The organism is Microbacterium karelineae, assembly GCF_009745985.1.
In the GTDB taxonomy this organism is placed as follows: Bacteria; Actinomycetota; Actinomycetes; order Actinomycetales; family Microbacteriaceae; genus Microbacterium; species Microbacterium karelineae.
Genome location: NZ_WFIX01000179.1, coordinates 105816 through 128230 on the forward strand (window position 1 = coordinate 105816; position 22415 = coordinate 128230).

A 22415-nucleotide genomic window follows, 5' to 3' on the forward strand; every position below is an offset into this window, starting at 1 on the left:
CCCCTGAAGTCCGCAGAGTCGTTCTGGAGCACGCATGACCGAATCGCTGTTCAACGCCCCCCTCACCGATGTCGACCCCGAGATCGCGGAGGTCCTGCAGCGCGAGCTCGACCGCCAGCGCGGGTTCCTCGAGATGATCGCATCCGAGAACTTCGTCCCCGTGTCGGTCCTGCAGTCGCAGGGATCCGTCCTCACGAACAAGTACGCCGAGGGCTACCCGGGCCGCCGGTACTACGGCGGATGCGAGGAGGTCGACGTCGCAGAGAACCTCGCGATCGAGCGGGCCAAGTCGCTCTTCGGCGCCGGCTACGCGAACGTGCAGCCCCACTCGGGCGCGACGGCCAACGCGGCCGTCCTGCACGCGATCGCGCGCCAGGGAGACACCGTCCTCGGGCTGTCGCTCGACCACGGCGGCCACCTCACGCACGGAATGAAGATCAACTTCTCGGGCCGCCTCTACGACATCGTCGCCTATGGCGTCGACCCGGCCACGTCCCTCGTCGACATGGACGAGGTGCGCCGGCTCGCGCGCGAGCACAAGCCGAAGGTCATCATCGCGGGCTGGTCCGCGTACCCGCGCCAGCTCGACTTCGCCGAGTTCCGCCGCATCGCCGACGAGGTCGGCGCATACCTGTGGGTCGACATGGCGCACTTCGCGGGCCTCGTCGCGGCTGGCGTGCACCCGAACCCCGTGCCGCACGCGCACGTCGTCTCGTCGACCGTGCACAAGACGATCGGCGGCCCGCGCTCGGGCTTCATCCTCACGAACGACGGCGACATCGCGAAGAAGATCAACTCGGCGGTCTTCCCTGGTCAGCAGGGCGGCCCGCTCATGCACGTCATCGCCGCCAAGGCGACCGCGTTCAAGCTCGCCGCGAGCGACGAGTTCGCCGATCGGCAGACGCGCACGCTGCGCGGCGCGCAGATCCTCGCCGAACGACTCATGCAGCAGGACGTCGCCGATGCGGGCATCACGGTCCGCTCCGGCGGCACGGACGTGCACCTGGTGCTCGTCGACCTGCGCGACGCCGCGATCAACGGCCAGGAGGCCGAGGATCTGCTGCACGAGATCCGCATCACGGTCAATCGCAACTCGGTGCCCGACGACCCACGGCCGCCGATGGTGACCTCCGGCCTGCGCATCGGCACGCCCGCGCTCGCGACGCGCGGCTTCGGCGACGCCGAGTTCACGGAGGTGGCCGACGTCATCGCGCTCGCCCTTCTGCCGAACCCTGACGTCGAGGCGCTGCGCGCCCGCGTCGCGGCCCTCGCGGACGCCTTCCCGCTCTATCCCGAGGTCGAGACCGCCGGCCAGGGATACGCAGGCATCTGATCCGCTGTCGACGCGCGCGACGCGTTTCACTATGGTGAAAGGGAAATGCGTCGCGCACTCGTCGGCGCATCCGCTCGAAGAGGAGACACGAATGACAGCGCAGGTTCTCGACGGCAGAGCCGCATCCGCGGCGATCAAGCAGGAGCTCACGGAGCGCGTCGCCGCGCTCCGTGAGAACGGGGTCACCCCCGGCATCGCCACGGTGCTCGTCGGCGCGGATCCGGCGTCTCAGCTGTATGTCGGAATGAAGCACAAGCAGTCCGTCGCGATCGGGATGAACTCGATCCAGCGAGAGCTGCCCGCCGACGCGACGCAGCGGCAGGTCGAGGACCTCATCGACGAGCTCAACGCGGATCCCACCTGCCACGGCTACATCGTGCAGCTGCCGCTCCCGAAGCACATCGACACCGACGCGGTGCTCGAGCGCATCGACCCCGCGAAGGACGCCGACGGGCTGCACCCGACGAACCTCGGCCGCCTCGTGCTCAACGTCAACGCGCCGATCTCGACGCCCCTGCCGTGCACGCCGCGCGGCGTGATCGAGCTTCTTCTCCGCAACGACTACGACCTCAACGGCAAGCACGTCGTCGTCGTCGGGCGCGGAGTGACGATCGGCCGCTCGATCGGCCTCCTCCTGACACGCCGCGAGATCAACGCCACCGTCACACAGGTGCACACCGGCACCGTCGACATGGGGCAGCACCTCCGACAGGCCGATGTGATCGTCGCGTCGGCGGGCGTGAAGCACCTCGTCGGCCCCGAGGACGTCAAGCCCGGTGCCGCGGTGCTCGATGTCGGCGTCACGCGCGAGGACGACCCGGCCACGGGCAAGCAGAAGGTCTTCGGCGACGTGCACCCTGACGTCGCGGAGGTGGCGGGCTTCCTCTCGCCCAACCCGGGCGGCGTCGGCCCGATGACCGTCGCGCTGCTCATGACGAACGTGGTGGAGGCCGCCGAGCGCGCCATCGCATGAACGAGCTCCGTTCGCGCGCCGTTCGGCCGCGCCCAGCCGTCACGCCTATCGGATGGCGCCCGTGAAGCGCGCGCTGCCTCTGCGTGACCGGAGCAGGCTGGCGAGCGTGCCCACCACGAGCAGGATCGGCACGAGCGCGAGCGCGGGGAACAGATGTCGGTATGCGGTCTCGTCCGAGGACGCCCGCAGGATGGCGAGAGCGAGCAGGCGTCCGGCGATCTGCCCGAGCGGTCCGAGGGCGCTGTAGAGTCCGAGGCGCCTGCCCAGCCGGGTGCGGGGCGCGCCCTCGAGCGCGGTCGCGAAGAGGGTGGTCGAGATCGCGCCGACGGCGGCGCCGCTGAGCAGCACGACGGCGAGGAGCGCGGGAACGGCCTCCGCGAAGGGACGCAGTCCGACCCCGACTGAGAACACGAGACCGGCTGAGATCAGGATTGCGTGAGCGTTGCCGAGGAGACGCGGACGGACGAGGAGGATCGAGGCCACGGTGAGCAGCCCGAGGATCCCGGCGAGCAGGGTGAGAGAGCTCAGCTGCACGGTCGAGTCTCCCCACGCCTCGCCCGTCCGGCTCGCGATCTCCGCCGAATGGTAGGCGAGATACGCCGACAGCAGCACGTTCATGCCGAGCTGAGCGAAAAGGACGAGCGGCCAGGGGAGCGTCACGTCGTGTGCGCCGCGCGGGTCGTCCCCATCGGCGTGCCTGGAGGCCGGGGACGCGTCAGCCATCGGCGGGAGACGAGGCACACCGAGCGCCGTCAGCGGGATGACGACGGCGAGCGCCGCCAGCGCGAGCGTCGTCATCCAGAGCGTCCCGGGGAAGGCGAGGAGGATGAGGATCGGCAGGAAAGCGCCGAGATAGGAGAACAGCACCATCACGGTCGCGCCTCGCCTCCGCTGGCCCGGCAGCGCGTCGCCGATGAGGGCGCGGAGGACGGCCATCGCCCCGGAGAATCCCAGCTGGGCGACGCCCCAGCCGGCGATGAGTGACCCGGGCGATTCGGCTCCCGCCATGAACGCGAGGCCAGCGAACCCCGCGCAGGTGCCGCCCAGGACGACCAGCCAGCGCATCCGCGGGGTGGCAGCGCCGATATCCGCCAGTGCGCCGAGGGCGAGCGCGCCGATGACCGCGGCCACGGAGCCCGCCGTGCTTGCGAATGCGATCGTCTCCGCGTCGTCGCCCGGGCCGGACAGCTCCGACGCGCGTCGCGCGATCCCGATCGTCGCGGGCGGGACGAGCGCGGCGAGGGCGAGGAGCTTGGCGGCGTTCACCCGGAAGACGAGGCTGCTGGAGGACGAGCGCTCAGACTGCTGTGGCATGGATCGTCCCTTCCATCTGGCGACACGATATCGGTAGATGAGCTCATGCTTCCGCGGGCGACGGCTCCGAACCGCCGGCCGGATGCGGCATACCGGAAGCGAACGATGGGCCGCGTCCGATGGGATGGACTGCGCCAGAATAGGGGACCGTGCCCCTTGACTCGAGAGAACGAACGGCGTCGGGAGCCATCGGCGCCCCGCGCCTGCCGGCCGATCTGGTCCCGCGCGCCGGCGTACGCCGCTGGCTGGACGGTCATTCGTCGACGCCCGTCCGAGTCGTGAGCGGGCTCTCCGGCAGCGGCAGGACGTCCGCTCTGCTCGACTGGGCGGTGCGCGCCGAACCGGCCGCGCGGATCATCTGGGTGGGGCTCGACTCGGAGCTGGCCGAGCGGCGGGCCTTCTGGACCGCAATGATCCGGATGCTCCCTCGTGTGGGGGTCGCCGTCGACGCGGAGTTCGCGGACGCTGTTGCGCGGCTCTCGGAGGGCGAGGCCGGCGCGTTCACGGCGCACCTGATGCAGCAGTGCGCGCTCGTCCCTGACGGGCTGACCGTCGTGATCGACGACGCGCACCTGGCCTTCGACGGCGCGCTCGCGGACGACCTCGTGCGCGTCGTCCGGCACGCGCCGGCCGTGCGCGTCGTCCTGTCGACGCGCACGGCCCCGGGATCAACCGCCGTCGAGGCCGCGCTTCCGGGTCTGTGCGAGGTCATGGATCCGGTGCTGCTCGCGTTCTCGCCTCGCGAGATCGAGCAGTTCGCCCGCGAGACCGGTCGTCGGATCTCGCCGCAGCGCGCCGCGGCGCTTCGTCGCGTGACCGGTGGGTGGCCGGCCGCCGTGCGCGCGGAGCTTCGCCCTCCGCTGCACCGGGCAGGCGAGGTCGCCGCACAGGCGGAGCCTCGCGAGATCGGGGCCGCCACGCGGGAACTCGGCGCCCGCCTGCTCGGCGAACTGCGCCCGCACGAGGGGTTCGGCTCGCTGCTCCGGCTCGCGATGGCCGACGCGATCGACGATGAGGTGCTGCGGCGGCTCGATGCCCCATCCGAGGCGGGTGCGCTTCTGGACCGAATCGTCGCGAACGGGCTGGGGTGGCGCGAGCCGGGCGACGGCGTGGACCGGCTGCGCCTGCACACGCCGCTGCGCGTCGCGCTCGTCGACGAACTGGAGCGCACGGATCCCGATGGCGCGCGGCGCACGGCGCGCGTGCTCGTGGCCTGCTACGAATCCCGCGGTGAGTCCGTGCTGGCCTTCGCCGCCGCGGTGCGGGCGGCCGACTGGGAGAGCGCCGCGCGGCACTTCCGGTTCCAGCTGCTGGAGATCACGTCGCGCTCGCCGGAGCGAGGCGCGGCCGTCCAGAGCATTCCGCGGGACGTGGTCCGGCGCGTCCCGATGCTGCGATTCGCCGTCGCCCTCGACGACTTCGCGGCGGGGCGCACGGCTCGCGCGGCCGGTCGATTCCTGGCGCTGCTGACCGAGGTGCAGGGGCGGCGCCTGCGTCCGGGCGCGCGCCCCACCGTCGACGACGTGTGGATCCAGGGCGCGCGCATGGTCGCGCTGCGCCTGCTCGGACGGTTCGAGCGCGCGGTGGCCGCGTCGAAGCGGCTGCCGGCGATGGCGGACGCGCTCGACGATCCGGACGGCGAGCTGGAGCGCGCCGCGAGCATGATGCTGTCGCAGCGGGTGACGACCCTTGTCCTCGCGGATCGCCTGGACGAGGCGCGGGCCGAGCTCGCCGAGGCTGGCGCCGATCCGCGGGATATCGGCCCGGTGCGGGACAGGGCGCGTGTCCTGGCGATGCGCGCGTTCGTCACCGCCGTGCGCGGCGAGATGCCTCGGGCGGGGGAGTCCCTCGCGAGGCTCGCTGATCTGGGGCTGCCGCCGGGGTACGCGGCCAGCTACGCCGCACTTCCCGCGCACATCGCGCGGGCGCTGATGCTCGTCGAGCATGACGACGCGGCGGGGGCCGACGCGTCGCTCTCGCGCGGTGACGAGCACTGGCCGACGACGGAGCTGTGGCCCTACGTGCTCATGGGGCGCGTGCGGGCGCGCGGACGGCTGTCGGGCGCGGCCGCCGCGCTCGAGCTCCTGGACGATGGCCTCGCCCAGCGGGCGGAGCGGACGCCGCCGAGCGCGCAGCTCGGCGGCCTGCTCGCGGCGATGAGAGTCGACCTTCTGCTCGACATGGGGCAGATTTCGCCGGCGCGCGACGTGGTGGCGCGCGCGGGACGGCGGGGCCGCGCCCAGCTCGCGATCGCCGCGGCGCGTGCGCGGCTGCTCACTGGGGACGCCGCCGGCGCGGCCACCGACGCAGGGGGCGCTCTGCGCACCGAATCCGTGCCCCGGCGGCGCGCGGAGCTCGCGACGATCGCGGCGTCGGCGCATCTGCGGCTCGGCCAGCGCGACCTGGCCACCCAGCACATCGAGCGCGCCGTCGAGATCGCCCGCCGGAACGACCTGCGCTCGCCGTTCTCGACGATCCCGCGTGCGGACGCCGAGGACCTGCTGCCCGGCGAGATCTGGCGCCGCGTCGGATCGCTTCGCTACCCGCCGGAACCCGTGACCGTGCCCCGTCTGACGGAGCGCGAGCGCGTCGTTCTGGCCGAGCTGTCGCAGCGCAGGACGATCGCGCAGATCGCCGCCGTGCTCGTCGTATCGGAGAACACGGTGAAGACGCAGGTGCGCTCGCTCTACCGCAAGCTCGGGGCCCGCGACCGCGCGTCCGCGCTCGAGGCGGCGCGCGGGGCGCACCTCATCTGAGCGGCGGTCCGCATGTCCGTTCTCTGACGGAGAGCGAACCCGCCGGGTGCGGATGTCGCGGCTCCCGCGGTGGCGGGAGCGGGCCCTGGAGACGCGATGTCCGCGGACCCCGTCGCACCACTTCGGCGGCGACGAGACGACGGGTGAAGCGGCGGGTGAAATTCACGACATTCCTCGCGCGACTGCGTGGGATATCAGTTCCCTGGGATTCGCGTGCGCGACTCCTGTGTGCGTCGAATGGAGGGAACTCTCGTGAGGAATATGTGGGATCCGCCCGAAGGTGGATCGTTGACGAGGTGGGGATCGGCCATGACGCGGTCCCGCGCGACCGCCGCGCTGACCGCGTTTCTGCTCGTCGTCGGCGTGCTGGTGGCGCCTCAGGCCGCGCTGGCGGCCGCGGGCGAGCCGACCCCCGCATCGGGCGAGCCCGAGTACGAGATGACGGGGCGCTGGGTCGACGAGCCCGACACGGTGGGCCGCGGCGAGCCGGTCGTAGCGGAGTGGCGCATCAACGTCAACGACTCCGGCACTCCCGCCGGCAACGACCTCGTCGAGAACGTGACGGCCGTCTTCGACGTCGGGAACGCCGTCTTCCACGACATCCCCGACGTCTGCCTCACGGACGGCGTCGAGCCGGCGTCGAGCATCTCCGAGGACGGCACGACGCTGACGTGCAATTTCGGAACGGTGCGCATGGGCACGGCCCTCGTGCTGCAGACGCCCGTGGTCCCCACCGGGACGACGGGCGAAGAGGTCACGCTCACCGGCGGGATCGACGACCAGTTCGTCGAGCTGCCGCCCGTCGAGATCCTCAACGACTTCGCGATGGACATGTACTTCGGGCAGAACACGGAGTTCCAGGACTGGGACGAGCCGACGGACCCGAGCAGCGTCATCGTGAACGCGCAGTGGACCTTGCGCCTCGGCAAGGGGTCGGACCCCGGGCCGGACTCCGTGACGTATCCGCTCACGGTGACGTCGCAGGACGGCTCGCCGGTGTCGGTCGGCGCGGAGCCGCGGGCCGAGTACGGGCAGGCGGTCGGATGCGGTCCGTTCAACGACTGGCAGAGCGCGGACGGCCACCCGTACTCCGGACGCCCCGAGGTTCCCGAGCGGAACGCGCCGTTCGTCGAGGAGTGCACGCTGACCCAGACGGGGGCGAACACGTTCGAGCTCACGCTGACGGGCATCGACTACTCCCTGCTGAACGTTCCGACAGAGGATTCCTCGGGCAACGCGCTCCCGCCCGACTGGGATGCGATCGCCTCCGGGACGCTCTGGTTCGAGGTGACGACGGATGAGGCCGGCTCGATCTCGGTCGTCGCCGATCCGGTGACCTACGAGGCCCCGACAGGGCAGACCTTCGTCGATCCGGCGGGCAACAACACGACGAACAAGTCGTACACGCTGCCCGGATCCTGGGCGGCGAGCTGGGGACGCGCCTACACAGGATCCGGCGGCAACTACTGGGACGACGCGTACCGCGTGCCGGTCGGCACCGAGGTCGAGCAGAGGACGACGAACCGTCCCGGTCAGGGACACGCGCCCGATGAGGTGTTCGGGAACTGCCTCGTCCTCGACGCCGACTACGTCACGTACACGAGCACCCGCGTCGTCGGATGGGATCCGAGCGAGGGCTTCACCTTCGAATATGGACCCGGCGAGAGCGCCGACTATCAGTTCGAGTGGTTCACGGGCGACACGGGCGACCCCGATCAGTTCGACTGCGGCAGCGGAACCTGGACGACGGAGGAGCCGGCAGATCCGTCGGCGATCACCGCGGTGCGCGTCACCTTCGACTGGGCGCGGTACGCCGAGACGGCGTCGGACCGGATCGTGCTCTACGCGTACTCGACGATCGACGACGACGTGCAGGCCGGGCAGGACGTGTGGATGTTCGGATCCGCGATGAAGGGCGACGACGTCTGGCTGGGGCAGAACAACACGAACGTGATCACCCCGACACCGGACGCGCGCTACCCGCACACGAACGGCCGACGCGACATCCTCCGCGTCGTCACGGCGCTGCCGTACATCGAGAAGGAGGCGGCGGACTCGTCCGTCACCGTCGGCGTCCCGGCCGACTTCACCCTGACCTACGCGGCGACGGGTTCGGCCCTGCTGCCGCCGACGATGGACGGTTTCGAGATCCGCGACCGCCTGCCCGTCGGGATGACGTACGTCGCGGGATCCGCGGACCCCGAGCCGACGATCTCGACCGACCCCCAGGGGCGACAGATCCTCGACTGGCGGATCGACGGCGTCGAGACCAACGTCGAGCACCAGCTCACCTACCAGGCGGTGGCCGACGCGAGCGTGGAGCCCGGCACGGCGCTGACCAACACGTCGTGGGCGCGCATGGGTGCGACCGAGACGCAGCCGAACGAGGGGGACTGGAGCGCTCCGTCGGAGGCGACGGTGACGACCACCACCAACGGTCACACCTCGATCCTCAAGACGAGCGATGTGGACTACATCCCCAACGTGGACGGCTCCGGCAGTGGCACCGGGTCGTGGACCGTCCAGCTCGAGTCGTTCGACCCGACGCCGCAAGGCTTCACCGACACGATCGACATCCTCCCGTACAACGGCGACGACCGCGGAACCTCGTTCTCGGGCAGCTACACGCTCGACGACGTCGTCCTGCAGGACGGCGGCACCGTGTACTACACCAACGCCGACATCTCGACGGTGAGCGATGACCCCGCGGATCCGTCCAACGGCAGCGCGGGAGACGTCACCGGCAACACGGTCGGCTGGACGACAGAGCCGCTCGCGGACGCGACCGCGATCCGCGTGATCGGCGGCGAGTTCCGCTCCGGCGACACCTTCACGTTCCAGATCGTGATCGCGGTCGAGGACACCGTCGGCGAGGACGTGTTCTGGAACAGCGCCCAGGCGCGCGCCGAGCACACCGAGCTCGTGATGCGCACATCGGCACCGCTCGTCATCGCCAACTACTACGCCGCCGAGCTGAAGAAGTACGTCCGCGACGCGGACGGCGAATGGCACGACGCGCAGGACGTCTCCGACTTCCCGCAGTACCGCGCGGGGGATGAGGTGCCGTACCGGATCGTCATCGAGAACACGGGCCAGGGCACGCTGACGAACGTGGAGATCACGGACGACCAGCAGCCCGCCGAGGGGCCGTTCGTCATCGCCGAGCTCGCGCCCGGCGCCACCGAGACGTTCGAGTACACGATGACGTTGCCGGCGGATATCGGCGACGAGTTCGTGAACACGGCGTGCGCCACCACGGACACCCCGCCGGACGCGGAGGAGCCCCCGACGATCGACTGCGACCCTGCGGGGATCGAGGTCGTCGGAGACCCCGAGCACGTCAAGGACATCCTGTCGACGACGCCCATCGGCGACGGCGAGTGGGAGATCGTGTACGGCATCACGGTGTCGAACCCGACCGCTCAGTCGACCGCCTACACGCTGGCGGACGAACTGCGATTCACCGACGAGGCGACGGTCACCTCGGCCGAGGTCACCGCGTCTCCTGACGGGGTGACGCTCGCGGAGCCCGCGTGGGATGGACAGGGCGAACTCGTGATCGCCGCCGATGTCCCCCTCGCCGGAGGCGACGACGAGGGATACGCCGAGCACGCCTACGAGGTGACGGTCGTCGCATCGGTGCCGCTGTCGATCGCCGGCGCGGGAGGCGACCCCGACCCCACCGCGTGCGGTGAGGACGCGGGCGCCTCGCTGGACCGCGCGTTCACGAACACGACGACCCTCACGGATCCGCTGGGCGAGACGGACGAGGACTGGGCCTGCGCGCCGATCCCCTCGATCGACATCGTCAAGACGGTCGCCGAGGGCCCCGTGGCGAACGGCGACGGCACCTGGACGGTGCGGTACGACATCGTCGCGTCGAACTCCGGCGCTGCCGACGGCGTGTACACCGTGACCGACCGGATGACGGCGGACGGCGACCTCACGGTCGAGTCCGGCAGCGTCGTGACGACGCCTGAGGGCGTCACCGCGAACGACGCGTGGACGGGCATGGGCGAGGAGCACACCTCGGCGGAGAACGTCATCGTCGAGGGCGTGGACCTGCCCGCGGGCGAGGCCCACACCTACCAGGTGGAGGTCGTCCTCTCGCTCGACACGTCGGACGGCGTCCCCGTCGTCACGGCGTGCAGCGCCGACGGCGGCGACGCCGCGGGCGGCCTGTCGAACGCCGCTCAGATCGAGCACAACGATCTGACGGACGACGCCGAGGCCTGTGTCACGGTGACGGACATCACGGTCGACAAGACGGTCTCGGAGGGCCCGACGGCGAACGGCGATGGCACGTGGACGGTCGTCTACGACGTGGTCGCGACGAACGTCGGCCCCGCGGCGGGCACCTACGACGTGTACGACCAGCTGCGCTACGGCGCGGACGTCACGCTCGAGTCCGCCGACGTCGTGAGCGGTCCGGACGGCGTCGAGCTGTCGGACGAATGGACCGGCCTGGGCGACGAGCCCGAGGCGATGGAGAACCTCGTCGCGGGCGGCGTGTCGCTGGAGTCGGGTGCCTCGCACACCTACCGGGTGCAGGCGGTGGTCTCGCTCGACGAGGCCCAGGCCGATCCGCAGACGCTCGTCTGCCCCGAGCCCGGCTCGGGGGAGATCGGCGGCCTGGCGAACGGCGCGACGCTCGACCACAACGGCTACGTCGTCACCGACGAGGTGTGCCCGACGCTGCCGATGATCGAGATCGACAAGGAGATCGTCGACGGGCCGACTGAGAACGGCGACGGCACGTGGACGATCGTGTACGAGCTGATCGCGACGAACGTCGGCGCGGTCGAGGGCGTGTACGACATCGCCGACGAGCTGCGCTTCGGCGACGGCACCGTGGTCGAGGACGCCTCGGTCACGCAGTCGCCGGACGGCGTGACGCTGGCGGATCCCGCCTGGGACGGCCGGGACGAGACGGTGATCGCGGAGGGCGTCTCGCTCGACGCGGGCGCGTCGCACGCGTATCGGGTGGAGACGATCGTCTCGCTCGACACGGAGGAGTCGGAGTTCACGGCGGTCTCGATGTCCTGCCCCGAGCCCGGCTCGGGTGAGGACGGCGGCCTCGCGAACACGGTCGCGCTCACGCACAACGGCGAGGAGCTCACCGACGAGGCGTGCGCCGAGCTGCCGATGATCGACATCGCCAAGTCCCTCCGGGGCTCGGTGGAGCCGGTCGAGGGCGAGGAGGGCGTCTACGACGCGACCTACGAGATCACCGTCACCAACCGCGGTCCGGGTGCGGGGTCGTACGACCTCGACGACAGCCTCGCCGTGGGCGAGGGCGTCACCGTCGTGGGCGTGCAGGACGTGTCCACGGACGCGCCCGACAGCGTCGGCATCAATGACGGCTTCGGCACGGACGGCGACGAGCGCATCGTCACCGGCCAGCCGATCGCGGGAGCGGACGGCGCACCCGTCGTCCACACCTACACCGTGACGATCCGCTACGCGCTCGACCTGTCGCAGGTCGGCGAGCCGGGCGCCTCGGACTCGTGCACGACGGACGATGGCGGTGTCGCCGACGGCGCCCTCCACAACGTCGCGACGGTGACGTGGAACGGCCAGGCCGATGACGACGACGAGTGCGTCGTCGCGGGCAAGCCGGTGCTCGACAAGCGGGTCGTGTCGGCGGATCCCGTCGGCGATGGCCGGTGGGAGGTCGTCTACGACCTGACCGTCGGCAACACCGGTGCGGCCGGCACCGTGTACGACCTCGACGACGAGTTCCTCTTCGCCGCCGACGTCACGGTCATCCAGACCGAGGTGACGGGGCCGGAGGGCGTCGCGATCGACGAGTCGTTCGACGGCGAGGCCCACCAACGCATCGCGACGGGAGTGGAGATCGCCGGTCTCGATGACGAGGGATACGCCCCGCACGTGTACCGGGTGACGGTGCTCGCCGAGGTGCCGCTCCGGTTCGCCGACGTCGCCCCGGACGGGACGGGCTCGCCCGCCTGCACCGCGGCACCGGGGGACAACTGGCTGGAGCAGGGTCTCAACAACGCCGCGACCCTCACGGACGAGACCGGCGGAGAGCAGACGGACACGGACTGCGCGCCGCTGCCCTCGATCCTCATCGACAAGTCGGTCGTCGGGGACCCGACCGTGAACGCGGACGGGGAGTGGACGATCGTCTACGAGCTGGTCGCGTCGAACGACGGCGCCGCCGCCGGCGAGTACACGCTCGTCGACCGGCTCCGCTACGGCGCGGGCATCGACGTCACGAGCGCCGCCGTCGCGAGCGCTCCCGAGGGCGTCGACGTCGCGGACTCGTGGACGGGCCAGGGTGAGGACGTCATCGCGGAGGGCGTCAGCCTCGCCGCGGGGGCGTCGCACACCTACCGCGTCGAGGTGACGGCGACGATCGACGGCGACGCTGCGGACGCGTCCACCTACGCCTGCCCCGGGCCCGGCACGGGCGAGCCCGGCGGCTTCGCGAACACGGCGGGGATCGCGCACAACGATCTCGACGCGGACGCGGAGGCGTGCGCATCGCCCGCCGAGCCGGAGGCCCCCGGCGCGCCGGGAGGCCTTCCCGCGACCGGCGGATCCGTCTCGACGGCTCTCCTCGCTGGGGGCATCCTGACGCTCCTCCTCGGCGGCGGTCTCGTGCTCCTGACCATCCGTCGTCGTCGGCAGGAGGTGGTCTCCGACGAGCTGAGCTGATGTTCCTCCTGCGGCGCCGGTCGGTTTCACTGTGCCGACCGTCGCCGCAGGACCCTCATGGACGATGCCCACCGGATCTCGGGATCCGGTGGGCATCACCCGTGGAACGACGCGGGACGCACCTCTCGATCATCGCCGTCGCCGACGCGACCGAGGCGCGCTCACAGGATCAGGTGGCGTCGTCCGATCTCGACCGCCTCGTTCCTGCCGGCGGCCCCGAGCTTGCGGTAGAGGGAGCGCCTCTGCGTCTTCACCGTGTTGACGGACACGGACAGGTGCGCGGCGGTCTGCTCGACGGAGAGGCCGTCGACGAGCGCCGACAGCACCAGCCGCTCTCGGTCGGTGAGCCGCACCTGCTCGGTGCTCGTCGCGCCGAACGAGGCGAGCCGCGTCGCCCGCTCGCGGAGCTGCGGCGCCACCGCGAGGAGACGCTCGCGGTCCGCGGGTGTCAGGAGCCCGACCGGGCTGACGACGCCGTGTCGGCGCGCGATCTCGCCCACCGTCTCGGCGTGCGCGATCGCCGTGGCCGATCCGGCGTCCTCCCGCAGCTCGGCCGCGGCCATCACCGGCGACAAGGCCGCGACGCGCGCCGGATCCGAGACGTCGCGTGCGGCGTCGAGGGCGATCGCGGCCGCCTCAGCGGCGCGTCCGGAAGCCAGCCTGATCCGTGCGCGCGCGAGGGCCGACCGCCGTGAGCGCCTGTGGGCGGATCCGGACACGGCGCGCTGCGCCTCGGCGAGGCGTCCCATCGCGAGAAGGAGGTCCACCCGAAGAGTGAGGAGAAGCGACGAGATGTGAGCACTGACCGGGAGGCGGTCGGCGCCGCGCTCCATCTCGGCGTCGAGGTGCGCCAGGGCCGGTTCGGGGCCGGAGCGCAGCCAGCGGGCGCGGACGGCGCACTCGAGGATCAGAGGCCAGAACTCCGAGGTGCGTCCGAGAGCGCCGGTCCGCTCCAGCATGTCGTCCGCCGACGCCGAATCGCCGTGCTCGATCTCCAGACGCGCCGATGCGATCGTCGCGGGAACGGTCGTGCACCCGGTGTTGTAGCCGCGGGGCAGGCCGACGTCGTCGAGCTGTCGCAGAAGGTCCTGCGACACGCGGAGCTCTCCACGCTGCGAGGTCACGAGCGCGCGCATCGCGAGCACCCGGGCACGTTCGATCGCCGGTCGCGACGGCAGCACGTCGAATCCGGCCTCGTCGAGGACCGCCTCCGCCCGGGATCCGCGGTCCGTCACCATGTGGGTGACGGCGGCCTGGCTGAGGAACATCGACGCGGCGGCGTCGAGTTCGGCATCGGGATCGTCCACGCGTTCGAGCGTGCGCATGAACCGCGTCGCGGCGAGGGCGGCCGCGTCGTGGCGCCCGAGCAGCCGCAGCGCCAGGGTCGTGAGGCACCGCAGCCACGCGTCGTCGATTCCGGGGCGTCGGCCGCGGGGCGCGGCCCGGCTCTCCGCCAGCGACACGAAGCTCTCGAGGCCGCGGAGCGCGCGCACGCGCTGCCCCATGGCGAGGTCGTCGTGCGCGACGGCGAACATGAGGGTCGGGAAGGAGCGCTGCGCGCGCGAGGGGATCCTCTGCACGGCAGCCGAGTGCGGTCCGCTGCGCACCGCTGCCTCGCTCAGCCGCCGCCGGTAGAACCGGACGACGCGGGGCCAGTCGCCCGCGGACACCGCCGCGCTGAATGCGGCGAGGCGTTCGTCGCGCTTCTCTAGCAGCTCCGCCAGGGTCCGATACACGAGACGGGCGGCACGGCGGTCGGCGGTCGTGAACTCGTGACGCAGCGCATCGCGCAGGACCGGCTGGAAGCGGAACCTGCGCGATGGCGCGCCCTCCCACGTTCCGAGCCCGCGCCCGGCGCACGCATCGAGCAGGCGCAACGTGTCGTCCGAGGCGCCCAGGCGGCGGGCGATGTATTCGTCCACGCTCGGTGCCAGGGCGAGGGGAAGAAGCGAGGTGAAGGCGCTCTCGCCACGCAGCTCGTCGACGAGGAGTGCGCCGATCCCGGCCGTCGCATCCCCCGCGATCCGCGCCGCCGTGTGCGCGTCGGCGAGCTCCGCGTGGACGGCGAGCGGCCACCCGCCCGTCGCGGCATGGATCGCGTCGCATCGGCGGTCGGTGACCCGCGCCCCCTGCGCCCTGGCGAGCTGCGCGATCTCCGTGCGGTCGAAGAGCAGCAGATCCGGCGGGCACACGGCGAGCCCGTCCGCCAGCCGCTCCTCGATGGAGGTCCGCCCCGGTGCCGATCGCGTGGCGAAGACCACGCGCAGGGACGACCGCTGCTCCGTGACGCGCACGAGGTCGTCGGCGAGCGGTGAGTCCGCCGCGAGATCTCCGTTGTCGACGACGAGCACGACCTCCGGACGTTCGGCCGAGAACTGGCGCAGGATCAGCGCGGGGAGTACGTGCGCCATCGACCCGGGCGGCTCGCGTACCGCATCCGCGAGATCCTGTTCCACCGTGCACCCCGCGGTCGCGATATGGTGCAGGACGACCGCCCAGAACGCCTCGCGCTGAGAGACCTCGGCGTCGAGCGTCACCCACACCACGGTCGTCCCGCGCGCCGCCTCGGATCGCGACCAGTCGAGCATCGCGGACGTCTTGCCCTGCCCCGCCGGTCCTGTGACCATCACGGCCGGCGAGCGCCGGTTCCGCGCCATCCACGCGACGAAACCGCGCCGGGGGACGAGGGGCGACAGCATCCTCGGCGCGCCGTGCACGCGATCGATCTCCTGCGCGGGGTTCGGATTTCCCGTCGCCGTCATTCTTCTCACGCCTCGGGCCTTCTGTTCGATCCCCCGATGGACAGTGACGATATCCGAATGTATACCGGTCGTTCGGCCCCCGCGAGCGACGGGTGAATTCGCGGGTGAATTCTACGGCGTCCGTGGTGCGCAGATCGGTCTCGCGGGTGCCGAACGGTCGTTCTGAGGCGTCATGACGACCGAACGGCGCCCGCGAACGCGCGCCGCGGCCGCCTCAGCCGTCGTGGCGCTCGAGGAACTCGAACACGTCGCTCTCGGCGACACCCGGGAAGTTGCCGCGGGGGAGCGGGCTGAAGATGTGCGTGTGCACGCGCGCGCTCGGCCACGCCTTGCCCGCCCAGCGGGCCAGCACCTCCGGTGACGGCCGCCGGCAGCAGTTCTCGTCCGGGCATGTCGAGTGCGAGCGCTTTTGCGTTTCGCGTCCGCGCCAGAACCGCGCGTCGTCGAACGGCACGCCGACCGTGATCGAGAACGCCCCGGAGTCACTCGATCCGGTCTGCGTGGCGCTCCAGAACGTGCCGCTCGGGGTGTCGGTGTACTGGTAGTGCTCGGTGGTGCGGTTCTGCCGCTCGAAGGCGGTCCGCGCCGAGAACTTCCGGCAGACGATCTGCCCCTCGACGGCGCCGGTGACGTCTTCCGGCAGGGGCAGGCCGTCGTTCGAGTACACGCGCTCGATCTGTCCCTCCGAGCCGACGCGCAGGAAGTGCAGTCGCATGTCGAGATGCTCGGTCATGAGATTCGTCATGCGCATGCTCGCGGCCTCGTGCGTGACGCCGAACGCGTCGCGGAAGTCCTCGACCGCGAGGTTGCGCTCCTTCTTCGCGTCGCGCAGGAATGCGACGCCCGCCGTCTCGGGGATCAGGCAGCAGGCCGCGTAGTAGTTGATCTCGAGGCGCTGCTGGAGGAAGTCGGCATACGACGTGGGCGGCCTGTGGCCGAGCAGTCGGTGCGCCATCGCCTGCAGCGCCATGGATCGCAGGCCGTGCCCGCCCGGGATCGACGCGGGCGGCAGGTAGATGCGGCCGTTCTCGAGATCGGTGATCGAGCGCGTCGAGCTCGGCAGGTCGTTGACGTAGATGAGCTCGAACCCCAGCTGCTGCGCCATGAGGCTCACCGTGCGGTGGGTGAGCGCGCCGCGCGAGTGCCCCGCGGCGGCGAGCTGCTCCTCCGCGAGCTTCTCGATGTCGGGCAGGTAGTTGTTGCGGTCGCGCATGCGAATCCGCAGCTCGGTGTTCGCGCGACGCGCCTCCTCGGGCGTCGCGTTGGCCTCGCGGTCGCGACGCTGCAGCTCGGCGTGCAGCCCGAGAACCGTCTCGATCGCGTCGTCGGTGAGGCCCTTCGTCACCTTGATGGGCGGGATCCCCAGCTGGAGGAACGAATAGCTCTGCTGCACGCGCTCGAGCTCGATCTCGAGCGCGGCGCGGCGGTTCGGCGGCTCGGACGAGATCAGATCCGTGACGGTCGTCGACGTCGCCTCGGCGATCGCCTGCAGCAGGGTGAGCTTCGGCTCGCGCTTGCCGTTCTCGATGAGGCTGAGCTGGCTGCCCGCGACGCCGACGGCCTCGCCGAGCTCGTCGAGCGTGAGGTCCCGCGCGAGACGGTGGTGCCGGATCCGGTGACCGAGCGTCTTGAGCTCGATGCGCGGGGTCGAGGCGGTGCGAGGCGTCGCGGAACTCATTCCTTCATCGTATCGAAAGAACTGCATTTCTTTCGCGCGCGGATCGCGCCAAGGACGCGTCGATGTGACCGATTCTTGATGTGCGGGGCGATGCCCGCCCACCACACTCGGAGATCCCCAAGGAGCGAACGATGTCCCTCGTGGAACACACCACCGTCGCCACCGACAGCAGACTCGCCGAGCACGGAGCGCAGCCCGACCATCGCACCCCCGCCTTCGACGCGCTCGTGCGCTGGGTCGACGAGATCGCCGCCCTCACACAGCCCGACCGGATCCACTGGGTCGACGGATCCGCCGAGGAGAACGAGGCCCTCCTCGCCGACATGGTCGCGCAGGGGACGCTCACCAAGCTCAACGAGCAGTGGCGCCCGAACAGCTACCTCGCCCGCAGCGACGCGGGCGACGTCGCCCGCCTCGAGTCGCGCACATTCATCGCCTCCGAGCGCGAGGACGACGCTGGCCCGACGAACAACTGGATCGCTCCCGCCGAGATCCGCGAGACGCTCACGCCCCTGTTCGAGGGATCCATGCGCGGCCGCACGATGTTCGTCGTGCCCTTCTCGATGGGCAAGGTCGGCGGCCCGATCTCGCAGCTCGGCGTGCAGCTCACCGACAGCCCCTACGCCGTCGCGTCGATCGAGATCATGACGCGCGTCGGCGCCGACGTCACCGAGCTCATCGCCGGCGGTACGCCGTGGGTGCGCACGGTGCACTCTGTCGGACATCCGCTCGAGCCGGGCGAGGCCGACGTCGCCTGGCCGTCGAACGACGAGAAGTACATCGTCCACTTCCCCGAGAGCCTCGAGGTGTGGTCGTACGGATCCGGCTACGGCGGCAACGCGATCCTCGCGAAGAAGTGCTACGCCCTCCGGATCGCGTCCGTCCTCGGCCGCGACCAGGGGTGGATGGCCGAGCACATGCTCCTCATCCGCGTGGTCTCGCCCGAGGGCCGGAAGCACCACATCGCCGCCGCGTTCCCATCGGCCTGCGGCAAGACGAACCTCGCGATGCTGCGCCCCACGATCCCCGGCTGGTCGGTCGAGACCCTCGGCGACGACATCGCGTGGATCCGCCCCGGCGACGACGGCCGCCTCTACGCGATCAACCCCGAGGCCGGCTTCTTCGGCGTCGCCCCCGGAACGGGCGTCTCGACGAACGTCACGGCGGTCGAGACCCTGCACGGCAACGTCATCTTCACGAACGTCGCGCTGCGCCCCGACGGCGACGTCTGGTGGGAGGGCCTCACGGACGAGACGCCCGACCGCCTCGTCGACTGGCAGGGGGAGGACTGGACGCCCGACAGCGACCGCCCCGCAGCGCACCCCAACTCCCGTTTCACCGTCTCCGCCGCACAGGCGCCGTCGATCTCAGACGACTGGGAGGAGGCCGTGCCTCTCGACGCGATCCTCTTCGGCGGCCGTCGCGCGACCAACGTCCCCCTCGTCACCGAGGCGTTCGACTGGAACCACGGCACGTTCATGGGATCCACGATCTCGTCCGAGCGCACCGCGGCCGCCGAGGGCACCGTCGGCGAGCTGCGCCGCGACCCCTTCGCGATGATGCCCTTCTGCGGATACAACATGGCCGACTACTTCGGCCACTGGATCGAGATGGCCTCGCTCGCATCGACCCTGCCCGCGATCTACCAGGTGAACTGGTTCCGCAAGGGCGACGACGGCCGGTTCCTCTGGCCGGGCTTCAGCGAGAACGCTCGCGTCATCGAGTGGATCATCCGCCGTCTCGAGGGCGAGGTCGACGCCGTCGAGACGCCCATCGGGCGCGTCCCCGCCGCGGGTGACCTGAACCTCGACGGGATCGAGGTCCCCGGCGCCGACCTGGAGGAGCTGTTCTCCATCGAGCCCGAGACATGGCTCGCGGAGGCCGACCTCACGGAGGACTTCTACAACACGTTCGGCGACCGCGTGCCGGCCGAGCTGCGGGAGCAGCTCGCCGCGCTCCGCGAGCGCCTCCAGACCGCGAAGAAGGGCTGACCGCACTCGGCACTCTTCGCTCGCGACGCCTCGGACCGCACGCCGGGGCTCGCAACACCAGCGGCCCGCCCCTGCCGATCCGGGGGCGGGCCGCTGTCACGTGTGCGTGGCCTCTCTTCGCCTGCCTCGGCGCTGCCCGCTCCGCTCGCAGGGCGTGTGATGGAGGCGAATATAGGTGAGGATCGCCGATGTCCTCGGGCGATCGGCTCGATAGCGTCGCGGTGACCTCGTTCGTCTCCTCTCCTGAAGGCCGTTCCTGTGAGCTCTCGCCGCCCGCGCCGTCTGGCGCTGGTCGGCGCCCTCATCGCCGCCGCCGCCGTCCTGTTCGCCACGGTGCCGGCCATCGCCGACTATGTCGACGACGGCGAGTACGCGTATGAATTCGATCCCGCGGCGGAGGATCCGGCCGCGACGATCGTCGGCTACTGGGGCGACGGCGGCGATGTCGTCGTGCCATCGGCGTTCACCGTCGACGGCGCGGAGTACCCGGTTCGCGCGATCGAGGAGTTGGCGTTCGCCGCCTACGCGGAAGGACCCGTCGAGGGGCGCGGGCTGATCGATGAGGTCGCGCTTCCCGGCACGGTATGGACGATCGGATACGCGGCCTTCGCCCACAACCCGCTCACAGCGATCGAGATCGGCGCCAGTGTCGAGCAGATCGGACCGGAAGCGTTCTTCGCGACCGATCTCACGCAGGTCCGCATCCCCGCCAGCGTCGAGTGGATCGGACCCAGCGCCTTCGCGGACATCGACAGCCTCCGCTCCGTGCTCTTCGAGGGGGACGCCCCCGACCTCGAAGGCGCGGGTACTGACTATCCGGCGTTCGATCGAGACGCCGACCCCGTGCTCACGTATCGGTGGGAGCACGGCGCCGAGGCGACCGGCGCTGAGGGATTCACAAGCCCCACGTGGAAGGGCTACGCGAGCCAGGCGCTCGTGACGCTGACGTTCGAGACGCAGGGGCGCGGCGATCCGATCCCGCCCGTCTCGATCCTGCAGGGAGAGGCTGTCGCGGCGCCCCCGGCGCCCCAGTCCGACGGCTATGAATTCGACGGGTGGTTCGCGGATCCGGAGGGAACGCAGTCCATCGATTTCACGCAGCCCGTCGAACGGAACCGCACCCTCTACGCATCGTGGAGCGAAGCCGCGCCGGAGCCCACGCCCACTCCGGAGCCCACGCCCACGCCGTCACCGCAACCGTCACCGGAACCGTCACCGCAACCGTCACCGGAACCGTCACCGGAACCGTCACCGGAACCGTCACCGGAACCGTCACCGGAACCGACGCCGACACCCACGCCGACGCCGACACCCACGCCGACGCCGACACCCACGCCGACATCCACGCCGACATCCACGCCGACGCCGACGCCGACATCCACGCCGACGCCCACGCCGACGCCGACGCCGACGTCGACGCCGACGCCGTCACCGGAACCGTCGCCGGAGCCGACTCCCGCACCGACACCGGCCCCTGTTCCGACGCACGTGCCCACGTCCGCCCCGGAGCCCGACCCCGCACCGGAGCCCACGCCCTCGCCCACGCCGATGTCCGACCCGGAACCGGCGCCCGCGCCGACCCCGGAACCGTCGCCGACGTGTCCGCCCGGCGCGTCTGCGGCGTCGCCTCCGACCGCGGACCGCCACCTCCTGTCGGACTCCGACCTCACGTTCGCGTCGACCTGCGTCCCGACGCCCGGTCCGCCCGACCCGTCCCCACAGCTCGGCACGTCTGATCCGGAGCCGCGCCCGACGCCGGCCCCGGCGCCGCGGGCGCGTCCGACGACGGCACCGACGGCCGCGCCGGATCCGTTGCCGTCGCCCCGCGAGACCGCGGCCCCGACCACGCCGCCGCCGCCCTCCGAGCCCGCCGTGACGTCGGCCCCCGGCGCCGCATCCGACGACGAACGAACCGCGGGCGGGTCCGCGATTCTCCCCGACGCACCGTCGCCGTTCGGGACGGCGATGCCGACCGTGTCCGACGTCGCGGACGTCGCTCCTCGCGCACTCGTCGGGGCGGCCGGGATCGGCATCGCATTTCTGATGTTCGTCGCTCTGCCGTCCGAGCTGCTGCGGGCCACGCTCCAGGCGAACTATCCGCAGGCGTTCGCCTGGCTCGCCCCGCTGCGACGCGTCTGGGGATCCCTCGGTGTGTCGTCCCGGCGTCGGATCCCGCGCTGGGTCGTCGCCACGGGGCTGTTCGCGATCGGCGCCGCGTTCGCCGCGCTCGCGCGAGGCGGAACGGATGATCCGGCCGTCCTCGGGCGCGTGTTCATCGCGATCTTCGCCGCGTACGGCCTCATCTGCGGAGCCTGCCTCGTCGCCTCCTGGGCGATGGGACGACGGTTCCGCATCGCCACGACCCGCATCGCTCTGCCGGGGCTGCTCGTCCTCACGGCGGTGAGCGCCATCGGATCCCATCTGTTCGGGCTGCAGCCTGCCATCCTCTTCACCGCACTGTTCGGAACCCTGTTCGCCCGGGCGATGACGCGGGACGAATCGGGGAGGACGTCGACGGTCGTCTGCCTCGCGATGCTCGGCATCGGACTCGTCGGATGGATCGCCTACAGCGCGGTCCCTCCCGACGCGGCCGGATACGGGGCCGAGCTGGCGCGGGAGTTCACCGCGTCGCTCGTCGCGGGATCCGTCGGCACGTGCGTCATCGCCCTGCTTCCGCTGACGTTCCTCGACGGACTCCACGTCTTCCGCTGGTCGAAGGCGTGGTGGGTCGCGCTGTACGCGGTGACCCTCGTCGCGTTCCTGCTGATCGTGACGCCGCTCCCGTCGGTCTGGCGGGAGGTGAGCGATCAGGCGATCATCTGCGGTGCGATCTTCGGCGCCTTCGGCGTGATCTCGATCTCGATCTGGCTGTGGTTCCGCACCAGACGCGATTCGCATGACTGAACAATTCCGCTCGCGCTAAGGTA

General features: G+C 71.2%; 9 protein-coding genes. 6 read left to right on the forward strand and 3 right to left on the reverse strand.

What is annotated here, in order from left to right; all coding sequences use genetic code 11:
• Window positions 1–34: 34 nt before the first annotated feature.
• Both glyA and GB932_RS08515 read left to right on the forward strand, forming a co-directional pair.
• Complete coding sequence (glyA, locus tag GB932_RS08510; RefSeq protein WP_156760263.1) at window positions 35–1333, forward strand: serine hydroxymethyltransferase; 1299 nt, start codon at window positions 35–37, stop codon at window positions 1331–1333.
• A gap of 91 nt (window positions 1334–1424) precedes the next feature.
• A complete protein-coding gene (locus GB932_RS08515; RefSeq protein ID WP_156760264.1) occupies window positions 1425–2306 on the forward strand; it encodes a bifunctional methylenetetrahydrofolate dehydrogenase/methenyltetrahydrofolate cyclohydrolase in 882 nt (293 codons plus the stop codon).
• A 45-nt stretch (window positions 2307–2351) separates the two neighbouring features.
• Here GB932_RS08515 and GB932_RS08520 read toward each other — a convergent pair whose 3' ends face one another.
• Window positions 2352–3620, reverse strand: a complete 1269-nt coding sequence (locus GB932_RS08520) for an MFS transporter (RefSeq protein WP_156760265.1) — start codon at window positions 3618–3620, stop codon at window positions 2352–2354.
• 149 nt (window positions 3621–3769) lie between these two features.
• Here GB932_RS08520 and GB932_RS08525 point away from each other — a divergent pair, with 149 nt between their 5' ends.
• Both GB932_RS08525 and GB932_RS08530 read left to right on the forward strand, forming a co-directional pair.
• The gene (locus tag GB932_RS08525) at window positions 3770–6376 is read left to right on the forward strand and encodes a LuxR C-terminal-related transcriptional regulator (RefSeq protein ID WP_156760266.1); all 2607 of its coding nucleotides are present in this window, start codon (window positions 3770–3772) and stop codon (window positions 6374–6376) included.
• 309 nt (window positions 6377–6685) lie between these two features.
• Window positions 6686–13057: a CLIPPER-2 domain-containing protein gene (locus GB932_RS08530; RefSeq protein WP_156760267.1), complete on the forward strand. Its 6372-nt coding sequence runs from the start codon at window positions 6686–6688 to the stop codon at window positions 13055–13057.
• A 161-nt stretch (window positions 13058–13218) separates the two neighbouring features.
• On the opposite strand, the gene GB932_RS08535 is transcribed toward GB932_RS08530, so the two are convergent.
• Window positions 13219–15819 (reverse strand): LuxR C-terminal-related transcriptional regulator, encoded by a 2601-nt coding sequence (locus GB932_RS08535; RefSeq protein ID WP_156760268.1) that lies wholly within the window; start codon window positions 15817–15819, stop codon window positions 13219–13221.
• Between the two features lie 214 nt (window positions 15820–16033).
• A complete protein-coding gene (locus GB932_RS08540) occupies window positions 16034–17497 on the reverse strand; it encodes a helix-turn-helix domain-containing protein (RefSeq protein WP_156760269.1) in 1464 nt (487 codons plus the stop codon).
• 131 nt (window positions 17498–17628) lie between these two features.
• On the opposite strand from GB932_RS08540, the gene GB932_RS08545 reads away from it, so the two are divergent.
• Complete coding sequence (locus tag GB932_RS08545) at window positions 17629–19488, forward strand: phosphoenolpyruvate carboxykinase (GTP) (RefSeq protein WP_156760270.1); 1860 nt, start codon at window positions 17629–17631, stop codon at window positions 19486–19488.
• Between the two features lie 258 nt (window positions 19489–19746).
• Window positions 19747–22392, forward strand: a complete 2646-nt coding sequence (locus tag GB932_RS08550; protein WP_156760271.1) for an InlB B-repeat-containing protein — start codon at window positions 19747–19749, stop codon at window positions 22390–22392.
• The last annotated feature ends 23 nt before the right edge of the window (window positions 22393–22415 follow it).